The organism is Glutamicibacter sp. TV12E (genome assembly GCF_052441935.1).
Classification (GTDB): Bacteria; Actinomycetota; Actinomycetes; order Actinomycetales; family Micrococcaceae; genus Glutamicibacter.
In genome coordinates this window covers 3822190-3831531 of sequence record NZ_JBQVVF010000001.1, presented here as the reverse complement: position 1 = coordinate 3831531, position 9342 = coordinate 3822190, and the positions used below count along the sequence as shown (strand labels likewise).

Sequence of the window (9342 nt, the reverse complement as noted above, 5' to 3'; positions counted from 1 at the left end):
GCGGCGCCTTAACGGAATTACATTCAGCAACTCTGGAGTTTGTTGGACTGAGTGTCTTACCACATTGGCTTCTAATCCCTATGGTATGAGTCTTTGCTCCCGTAGACTTGAAGTTAGTTGTTCGTGCCGTTGGAGCACGCTGATTAGTTAATAGTGAAGTGCATCGTGCAAGCGATCACGAAGGTTGCGGTATTGAGATTGCCGCTGAAGGGGACATTAAATGTCTAACGATTTCCGCCGTAGTTCTGATAACGGGCGAGGCGACTTCCGGAATTCAGATACAAACCGCAACAATTCCCGTGATGGCTTTAAGCGTCGCGATGATCGTGGCGAATTTAAGCGCAATGATGATCGCGGTGGTTTCCGCAATGACCGTCGTGAAGATAACCGTGGTGGCTTCCGCCAGGATCGCGATGAAAACCGTGGCGGTTTCAAGCGCAACGAGGACCGTGGTGGCTTCCGCAACGACCATCGTGATGACAATCGGGGTGGCTTCAAGCGTGATGATAACCGTGGCGGTTTCAAGCGCAATGAAGACCGTGGTGGCGTCCGTAATGACCGTCGTGAAGACAATCGCGGTGGATTCAAGGGCAATGAAGAGCGTGGCGGCTTCCGTAATGACCGTCGTGATGAGAGCCGCGGTGGCTTCCGCCAGGACCGTAATGATGACCGCGGTGGCTTCAAGCGCAACGAGGACCGTGGCGGTTTCCGCAATGACCGTCGTGAAGACAACCGTGGCGGATTCAAGCGTGATGACAATCGCGGTGGCTTCAAGCGCAATGAAGACCGTGGCGGTTTCCGCAATGACCGTCGTGAAGACAACGGCGGTGGCTTCAAGCGCAATGAAGATCGCGGTGGCTTCCGCAATGACCGTCGTGAAGACAACCGTGGCGGATTCAAGCGTGATGACAATCGCGGTGGCTTCAAGCGCAACGAAGACCGCGGTGGCGTCCGCAACGATCGTCGTGATGATAACCGCGGTGGCTTCAAGCGCAATGAAGATCGCGGTGGCTTCCGCAACGATCGTCGTGATGATAACCGTGGCGGTTTCAAGCGCAATGAAGACCGTGGTGGCGTCCGTAATGACCGTCGTGAAGACAATCGCGGTGGATTCAAGGGCAATGAAGAGCGTGGCGGCTTCCGTAATGACCGTCGTGATGAGAGCCGCGGTGGCTTCCGCCAGGACCGTGATGATAACCGCGGTGGCTTCAAGCGCAATGAAGATCGCGGTGGCTTCCGCAACGATCGTCGCGACGACAACCGCGGTGGCTTCCGCAATGACCGTAATGATGACCGCGGTGGCTTCAAGCGCAACGAGGACCGTGGCGGCTTCCGCAACGACCGCCGTGAAGACAACGGTGGCGGCTTCAAGCGCAACGAGGACCGTGGCGGCTTCCGCAACGACCGTCGTGATGACAACCGTGGTGGTTTCAAGCGCAATGATGATCGCGGCAATTTCCGCAAGGACGACCGCCCAAAGGGCGATCGTCCAGCACGCGGACAGCGCTTCGAAGACCCACGTGCAGAAACTCCACGCGCTCATAACCCAGGCGATCTGCGTATCTCAAACCGTGCTGACCGCACTCAATCGCCGGATATCGACGAGGATGTCACCGGTAAGGAACTGGATCGTGTTGCTCGCGCTCAGCTCCGCTACCTTGAGGAACGTTCCGCAGGCTGGGTTGCAAAGCACCTGGTGATGGCTGGGCGCCTGTTGGAAGAAGATCCAGAGCTTGCTTACGAGCACACCTTGGCAGCTTCGCGTCGTGGTGGCCGCGTGGCGGTAGTTCGTGAAGCAGTTGGCATCGCGGCTTACCACGCTGGCAAGTATGCAGACGCACTGCGCGAATTGCGCACCCACCGCCGGATTTCCGGTTCAGATTACAACCTGCCGTTGATCGCTGATTCGCTGCGCGCGCTGGGCCGGCCGGAAAAGGCCATCGAGTTGGCTCAGTCGGAAGAGTCCGCCAACCTCGAAGCTGCTGTGAAGGTCGAGATGCAGATTGTAGCCGCCGGTGCCTATGGCGATCTGGGCAAGCTGGATGAGGCATTGGCAGAGCTGGAATCCTTGGAACAGCTGAACTTCAACCGCGCGTTCTCCTTCAGCCCGCGCCTGTTCACTGCATACGCGGATCTGTTGTCGGCCGCTGGCCGTCCCGAGGACGCAAAGCGCTGGAACGAGCAGGTCGAGGTTGCCGAGCGTGCGCTGGGCATCGAGCAGGAAACCGAATCATTCATCATGGACTTGGCTCCAGAAATGGATGAAGAGGAAGAAGCTCCCCGTGCAAAGGACTTGATCGACCCGGTCGAGAATGAGGACGAGGCCGAGGTTTCAGACCAGGACGACGACGAGACTGAAGCAGCCGATGAGGCTGCAACCGGGATCGACGAGGAAGACGGCCTGAGCGAAGTCGCCGAATCCGGCACGGAGGGCGAGCCAGCTGAGTCCGAGGACGAGTCCTCGAAGTAAGCTGTGGCAGTAGCAGCCAAAAACAACAAGTAGTAGGAACCACCACCGAATGCTGATTTCTGGATTTGATTCTGTCCTCTCCGACCTTGACGGAGTTGTCTACGCTGGCCCCAAAGCCATCGATGACGCTGTCGAGTCGCTGAACACCCTTGCGGAAGTGAATGTCACTCTGGCCTTCATTACCAACAATGCAGGGCGTTCGCCGATGTCTGTCGCAGCGCACCTGCGCCAGCTGGGAGTGAAGACCAGCGCTGAGCAAATTTTCGGTTCGGCAGATGCCGGTGCCGAGATGCTCGCGCGCGAATTAAATCCGGGATCCAAGGTTTTGGTGGTGGGTTCCCCCTACCTGCGCGAATGCATTGCAGTTCGCGGCCTTGAAGTGGTCGAATCCCATGCCGATGAACCGGTAGCGGTCATCCAGGGATTCGACCCCGACCTGTCGTGGAAAAACCTGGCCGAGGCCAGCTACGCCATCAACAATGGCGCCATCTGGGTTGCCACCAATACCGACCTGACGATCCCGCGCGCTGAGGGTATTGCCCCGGGCAATGGATCGCTGGTCAACGCGGTGAAATTGGCGACGGGAGCTGAGCCGCAGGTCGCCGGCAAGCCCGAGTCGTACCTTTTTGCCCGTGCCGCGGATCGACTGGATTCGCATCGTCCGCTGGTGGTTGGCGATCGGCTGGATACCGACATTCTCGGTGGATTCCGGGCCGGGTTCTCCACCGCCCTGGTGCTGACCGGCGTGGATTCGCCGCGTACCGCCCTCGGAGCTCCAGTGGAGCAGCGCCCCAATTACCTCATCAACACGCTGGCTGACCTGTACCGCCCGTACCCGACCATCAAGGTTTTGGGCTATGGCGTGCAAGTGGGCGAAGCGGTGGCCAAGGTTGACGCCGGAGCGATCGAAGTCTCCGGCAGCGAGTCGGACCTGAATGCCTGGCGCGCCGCCTGCCATGCCTGGTGGCTTGCCCACCCACGCCAGAGCGGCCATGAAGTTCCAGAAATCCGGTTTACCGAGCGTGGACTGGATACCCTGCGCCGGGTTCGAGGCTAAGCATGATTCCACAGACCCCGATGCCTGCTCCCGGCCCGCGGGGCATGGACGATGCGCAGGTAGAGCAGGCCCTGTCATCGTTGGCCGATCACGATATTACCGAACATGCAGAGGTCTATGAGCAGATGCTCGAAGGGCTGCAGCAAGAACTCAATCGCGCGGAGCACAGCAGGTGACAAGGCTCGATCAAGAACTCGTCACCCGAGGTCTGGCCCGTTCGCGCACCGAAGCAGGCAAGCTGATTGCCGCCGGACGCGTGCTGCTGGCAGGGCATCCCGCCACCAAGGCCTCAAAAAAGGTTTCTGCCGCCGATGAACTTGCGGTGCTGCCCAGCGGCAACGAAGAATACGTTTCTCGTGCCGGGCACAAGCTGGCCGGCGCACTAGATGTCTTTACCACTATCGAACCTGCCGGTCTGCGCTGCCTTGACGCTGGTGCGTCTACCGGGGGATTCACCGATGTATTGCTGCGCCGCGGTGCAGAACATGTGGTCGCAGCCGATGTCGGACATGGACAGCTGGTCGCCGAAATTCGCGAAGACCCCCGAGTCTCGGTCCATGAAGGACTCAACGTCCGCTACCTCACGCCCGAAGATATTGGGGGAGTTGTCGACCTCGTAGTAGCCGACTTGTCCTTCATTTCGCTGCGCCTGGTGATCGATGCCCTGGCTGGGGCCACCAAGCCCGGCGGTTCGCTGGTGCTCATGGCCAAGCCGCAATTCGAGGTCGGCCGCGAGCATTTGAACCGCACCGGAGTAGTCACCGACCCCCAATTGCGCCAATCAGCAGTAGAAGCGGTAATTGTCAGCGCACGAAAGGCAGGGCTGCATTTGCAAGGCCTGGCGCGCAGCCCGCTGCCCGGCCAGGACGGCAACGTCGAATTCTTCCTGTGGCTCAAGGCAGGGGAAAATGCACAGCCGGCGGATGTTGCGCTGATTGAGCAGAACGTTGACTATTCTTAGAAGTGACGTGCATTAGCCGGGGTCGAACGCCTCGGTCATTTTGCATCTCATGATCCTGAGAGGGGCCGCCCGCCTTGCGCCGAATTCTAGTTTTCACCCATACCGGACGCCAAGAAGCGATCGCCGCGGCCATAGAAACCTGTTCATTGCTCAAAGCCGCCGGTGCCATCACGGTGATGCGGCGCAAGGACCACGAAGCCATGACCGATGCCATCGGCGGGGCCATCGAGTCGATCGAAATCCTTGGCGAGGACTGCCAGATTGACGACGTTGACCTGGGCGTGGTGCTTGGGGGAGACGGATCGGTGCTCCGCGCCGCCGAATTGGTCCGTGAAGCGCCGCTTCCGCTGGTGGGCGTGAACCTCGGGCATGTGGGTTTCCTCGCCGAAGCGGAACGCAGCGAACTCGCAGCAACGGTGGACGCCCTGGTCAATCAGGAATATACCGTCGAAGAGCGGATGACCATCGAGGTCAAGGTCTGGCTCGATAATGTGTGCCTGGCTGAAACCTGGGCGTTGAACGAAGCCGCCGTGGAGAAAGCCAATCGCGAACGCATGGTCGAAGTGGTGATCGAAGTTGATGGCCGCCCAATTTCGACCTTTGGCTGCGACGGCGTCGTGATGGCAACGCCCACCGGATCGACCGCCTATTCCTTCTCCGCAGGCGGGCCAGTGGTGTGGCCGGATGTAGCTGCGCTGATCATGGTGCCGATTTCGGCCCATGCGCTTTTTGCCAAGCCGCTGGTCGTGTCGCCGGATTCAGTGATGGCGGTCGAGATCCTCACCCGCACCGATGCCGGGGCCGTGCTGTGGTGCGATGGCCGGCGAACTATCGAATTGCCGCCTGGCGCCCGCGTGGAGGTTACGCGCAGCAGCCGCCCGGTGTATTTGGCGCGTTTGAACACCACGCCATTTTCCGAGCGCCTGGTCAACAAATTTGAATTGCCGATCGCTGGATGGCGCGGGCCGGCAAAGGTGGATGCACGCCGATCAGCCACTGCCGCCCTTCCGATTATCGGTCCTGGCTTGCAGAGTGTCGAGCCGCACCACCGTGACGAGCCGGGAATCCCCATGGTCGCGCGAACCGACGATGGCCCGGAATAAACGAGTTCCAGAAAAAATTATCCACACGATCGAACATAACTACGAAAAACAGGGTTAGAACACATATACTAAAATCTCACGGTACGACTTGAACTCGACATTCGGGAGCAGGCAATGATTCAGGAAATCCAGATTTCCAACCTTGGTGTGATTACCGAGGCCACCCTTCCACTGGGCCCAGGGCTCACAGTGGTCACCGGTGAAACCGGGGCTGGCAAGACCATGGTGATCACCGCGCTGTCCTTGCTGCTGGGGCGTCGTGCCGATGCCGGGGCGGTGCGAAACGGTGCCAAGCATGCCCTCGCCGAGGCCGTGGTGCACTTGCCGCCGGATCACCATGTACTTGATTCTGCCAGCCAAGCCGGTGCCTTTATTGAACCGGCTGGCGAACAGAGCGAACTGCTGCTTTCCCGATCACTGTCGGCCCAGGGGCGTTCCAGGGCTACCATTGGCGGGCGCAGCGCCCCGGTGGGCCTGCTCGCCGAGCTGGGCCATGATCTCGTCGCAGTCCACGGCCAATCTGACCAGATTCGCCTCAAGGAGCCAGCCGCTCAACGCGATGCCCTCGATCGCTTTGCCGGACAATCGCTCACCCGCCTCTTGAGCAGCTACCAGCGTTCGTACCGCCAGTGGCGCTCCGCAACTAAAGAGCTATCGAGCCTGAAGACCGAATCGCGCAATCGAGTGCGCGAGGCCGAAAATTTGCGCTTGGCCCTGGATGAGATTGAATCGCTGGATCCGCAGCCGGGTGAGGATGAAACCTTGCGCGAGCAGTCGATCAAGTTGGGCAACGTTGAGTCGCTCCGATCTGCCAGCCAGCAAGCGCAGGCCGTAATCGATTCCGAAGATTTCGAGAACCCAGGAGTCACGACGCTGGTGGAAACTGCCAGGGGACTGCTCGCACAGGCCAGTGGCGACGATCCCGTATTGTCCTCATTTGCCGAGCGTGCTACAGAACTTGGCATTCTTGCCTCTGAGCTGTCCAGCGATCTGGCGGCCTATGCCGCAGATCTCGACGAGGAAGGCCCGGAGCGGCTTGCGCAGATCGAAGCCCGCCGCGCTGATTTGAGCAAGCTGATGCGGAAGTACGCTCCGAGCGTCGACGAGGTGATCAGCTGGGCGTCTGAGGCCCGTTCCCGTCTGGAGCGGCTTGGCGGCGATGATTCGCGGATTGCGGAGCTTGAGAATGAAGTAGTTGAGCTTGAGCATCGCGTTGCTTCGCTTGCCTCCGAGCTGTCGGAATCTCGACGCAAGGCGGCGAAGAAGCTCTCCTCGCAGGTTTCGGCCGAACTTAAAGCCTTGGCAATGCCAGATGCAAAGCTCGTTATTGAAGTCGCCGAATTGGACGAGCCGGGGGCATTCGGCCAGGACGCAATTTCGATGCTGCTCGCCCCTCATGCCGGTGCCGCTCCACGTGCTTTGGGCAAGGGCGCCAGCGGTGGTGAACTCTCACGTGTCATGCTGGCCATTGAAGTCGTGCTGGCGGCGGTCGACCCGGTGCCGACGTTCGTTTTCGACGAAGTCGACCAGGGCGTAGGCGGCAAGGCTGCCGTAGCCATTGGCGAACGCCTGGCAATGCTCGCCAGGCACGTGCAGGTCATCGTCGTGACACACCTGCCTCAGGTTGCCGCGTATGCAGATCGCCATATTCGCGTGATCAAGAATTCGGATGCGACATCGAAATCAGGTGCAGGCTACACCGCCAGCGATGTGATTAGCCTCGACCAGGATGCACGCGTCAAGGAATTGGCGAGGATGCTAGCGGGTCAAGAGGAATCGGATACAGCTCAGGCCCATGCGGAGGAGTTGCTTTCGGAAGCCCAGATTCTAGTGTCATCGCTCACCACCGCGAAATAGATTTTCGGCTAAAAGTCTTGGTGAATGCCTGAATTACGGTGAGGCTAGGGCTTCGCGTGATGGTGCACTAGAGTTTTAGAAGGATGCTAAATATTGGAATGGTGATAGGATGAAATCCCGTGGTGCAGCGTAATTCAACTCGTGATTCTCGGTCGTCTGAAACGACAAAGCATATCTTCGTCACCGGCGGTGTGGCCTCTTCCCTTGGTAAGGGATTGACGGCATCCAGCCTTGGACATCTACTTCGAGCTCGTGGTCTCTCAGTGACCATGCAGAAGCTCGATCCCTACCTGAACGTCGATCCAGGTACTATGAACCCATTCCAGCACGGTGAAGTCTTCGTCACTGACGATGGCGCAGAAACCGATCTGGATATCGGACACTATGAGCGCTTCCTGGATGAGAATCTTCCTGGAACCGCCAACGTAACTACCGGTCAAGTGTATTCAACCGTTCTGGAACGTGAACGTCGCGGCGAGTACTTGGGCGATACCGTCCAGGTGATCCCGCACATCACGGATGAAATCAAGCGCCGTATGCGCTTGGCTGCCACTGATCCTGCCGCCGGCAAATCAGCTCCAGATGTGATCATCACCGAAATCGGTGGCACTGTTGGCGATATCGAATCCCAGCCATTCTTGGAAGCAGCGCGCCAGGTTCGACAGGACATCGGCCGCAAGAACGCTTTCTTCGTGCATGTATCCCTGGTTCCATTCATTGGCCCGAGCCATGAGCTGAAGACCAAGCCAACCCAGCACTCCGTAGCTGCGTTGCGATCCATTGGCATTCAGCCAGACTCATTGGTCATCCGTTCCGATCGTCCGATTCCTGCGGAGATGCGGGCCAAGCTCGGACGCACTTGCGACGTGGACACCGAAGCTGTCATCAACTGCGCTGATGCCCCGAGCATCTACGACATCCCCAAGGTCATCCACGCTCAGGGCCTGGACGCCTACATCGTGCAGACTTTGGAACTGAAGTTCCGCGATGTCGATTGGAGCTCGTGGGACCGCCTGCTGGACGTTGTGCATAACCCAAGCACTGAGCTGACCGTAGCTCTGGTTGGCAAGTACATCGACCTTCCGGACGCCTACCTTTCGGTGACCGAAGCATTGCGCGCCGGTGGATTCGCTAACAACGCCAAGGTCAACATTCGCTGGGTTCCAGCAGATGAATGCGCCACTGAAGCAGGAGCTGCCAAGGCTCTCGCTGGCGTTGAAGCAATCTGCGTGCCAGGTGGCTTCGGCATTCGCGGCCTCGAAGGCAAGCTGGGCGCACTGCGTTTCGCTCGTGAGAACAAGCTGCCTACCCTCGGTCTTTGCCTTGGCCTGCAGTCCATGGTCATCGAATACGCACGAAACGTTGCTGGCCTTGAAGGCGCTTCGTCCACCGAATTCGATCCAGATACCACCACCCCGGTCATCGCGACCATGGAGGAGCAGCTGGAGATCGTGGATGGCAAGGGCGACCTGGGCGGAACCATGCGCCTTGGCCTTTATGAGGCAAAGCTGGCTGAAGGGTCGGTCCTGGCCGAAACCTATGGCACAACCGACGTAGCAGAACGCCACCGTCACCGTTACGAGGTCAACAACTCGTACCGCGCGCAGCTGGAAGAAGCTGGACTGGTCTTCTCCGGCACTTCGCCAGATGGCAGCCTTGTAGAATTTGTCGAACTTCCAAAGGATGTTCACCCTTACTACGTCTCCACTCAGGCGCACCCGGAGCTCTCCAGCCGCCCGACACGGCCGCACCCGATGTTCGCTGGTCTTGTTGCTGCTGCCTTGGATCAGCGCAGCTAGCAAATTTCGGGCAGAGTGAATTCTCTGCAAGCACTCGCGCGCCGGTTACTCTTGACCGGCGCGCGGCTGTTTAAGCTTGGAATTGAAGGACAGCT

At 59.2% G+C, this 9342-nt stretch carries 7 protein-coding genes and 1 pseudogene; all 8 read left to right on the top strand.

Translation table 11 applies throughout. The annotated features are described in order from the left end of the window. Positions 1–220: 220 nt before the first annotated feature. Positions 221–1516, top strand: a pseudogene (locus tag ACT7DV_RS18165) (hypothetical protein); the annotation flags it as partial. Between the two features lie 183 nt (positions 1517–1699). After that, positions 1700–2470 carry a hypothetical protein gene (locus ACT7DV_RS18160; protein WP_444664894.1) on the top strand — a complete coding sequence of 257 codons (771 nt, stop codon included), beginning with the start codon at positions 1700–1702 and terminating at the stop codon, positions 2468–2470. Between the two features lie 49 nt (positions 2471–2519). Then, positions 2520–3527 (top strand): HAD-IIA family hydrolase, encoded by a 1008-nt coding sequence (locus tag ACT7DV_RS18155; protein ID WP_444664724.1) that lies wholly within the window; start codon positions 2520–2522, stop codon positions 3525–3527. 2 nt (positions 3528–3529) lie between these two features. After that, positions 3530–3703: a hypothetical protein gene (locus ACT7DV_RS18150; protein ID WP_444664722.1), complete on the top strand. Its 174-nt coding sequence runs from the start codon at positions 3530–3532 to the stop codon at positions 3701–3703. Next, positions 3700–4488, top strand: coding sequence for a TlyA family RNA methyltransferase (locus tag ACT7DV_RS18145; protein WP_444664720.1), 789 nt, complete (start codon positions 3700–3702; stop codon positions 4486–4488). The genes ACT7DV_RS18150 and ACT7DV_RS18145 overlap by 4 nt, the downstream gene beginning before the upstream one ends. Before the next feature lie 74 nt (positions 4489–4562). Continuing rightward, complete coding sequence (locus ACT7DV_RS18140) at positions 4563–5591, top strand: NAD kinase (protein ID WP_444664718.1); 1029 nt, start codon at positions 4563–4565, stop codon at positions 5589–5591. Positions 5592–5705: 114 nt separating this feature from the next. After that, positions 5706–7448: a DNA repair protein RecN gene (gene recN / locus ACT7DV_RS18135; protein WP_444664716.1), complete on the top strand. Its 1743-nt coding sequence runs from the start codon at positions 5706–5708 to the stop codon at positions 7446–7448. A 119-nt stretch (positions 7449–7567) separates the two neighbouring features. Next, positions 7568–9247 carry a CTP synthase gene (locus tag ACT7DV_RS18130; protein WP_060701183.1) on the top strand — a complete coding sequence of 560 codons (1680 nt, stop codon included), beginning with the start codon at positions 7568–7570 and terminating at the stop codon, positions 9245–9247. Positions 9248–9342: the final 95 nt, after the last annotated feature.

What these genes read in the sequence shown, in the direction of transcription:
- recN (WP_444664716.1), top strand. Translation starts at nt 5,706, where the DNA reads ATGATTCAGGAAATCCAGATTTCCAACCTTGGTGTGATTACCGAGGCC.
- ACT7DV_RS18155 (WP_444664724.1), top strand. Translation starts at nt 2,520, where the DNA reads ATGCTGATTTCTGGATTTGATTCTGTCCTCTCCGACCTTGACGGAGTT.
- ACT7DV_RS18150 (WP_444664722.1), top strand. Translation starts at nt 3,530, where the DNA reads ATGATTCCACAGACCCCGATGCCTGCTCCCGGCCCGCGGGGCATGGAC.
- ACT7DV_RS18160 (WP_444664894.1), top strand. Translation starts at nt 1,700, where the DNA reads ATGGCTGGGCGCCTGTTGGAAGAAGATCCAGAGCTTGCTTACGAGCAC.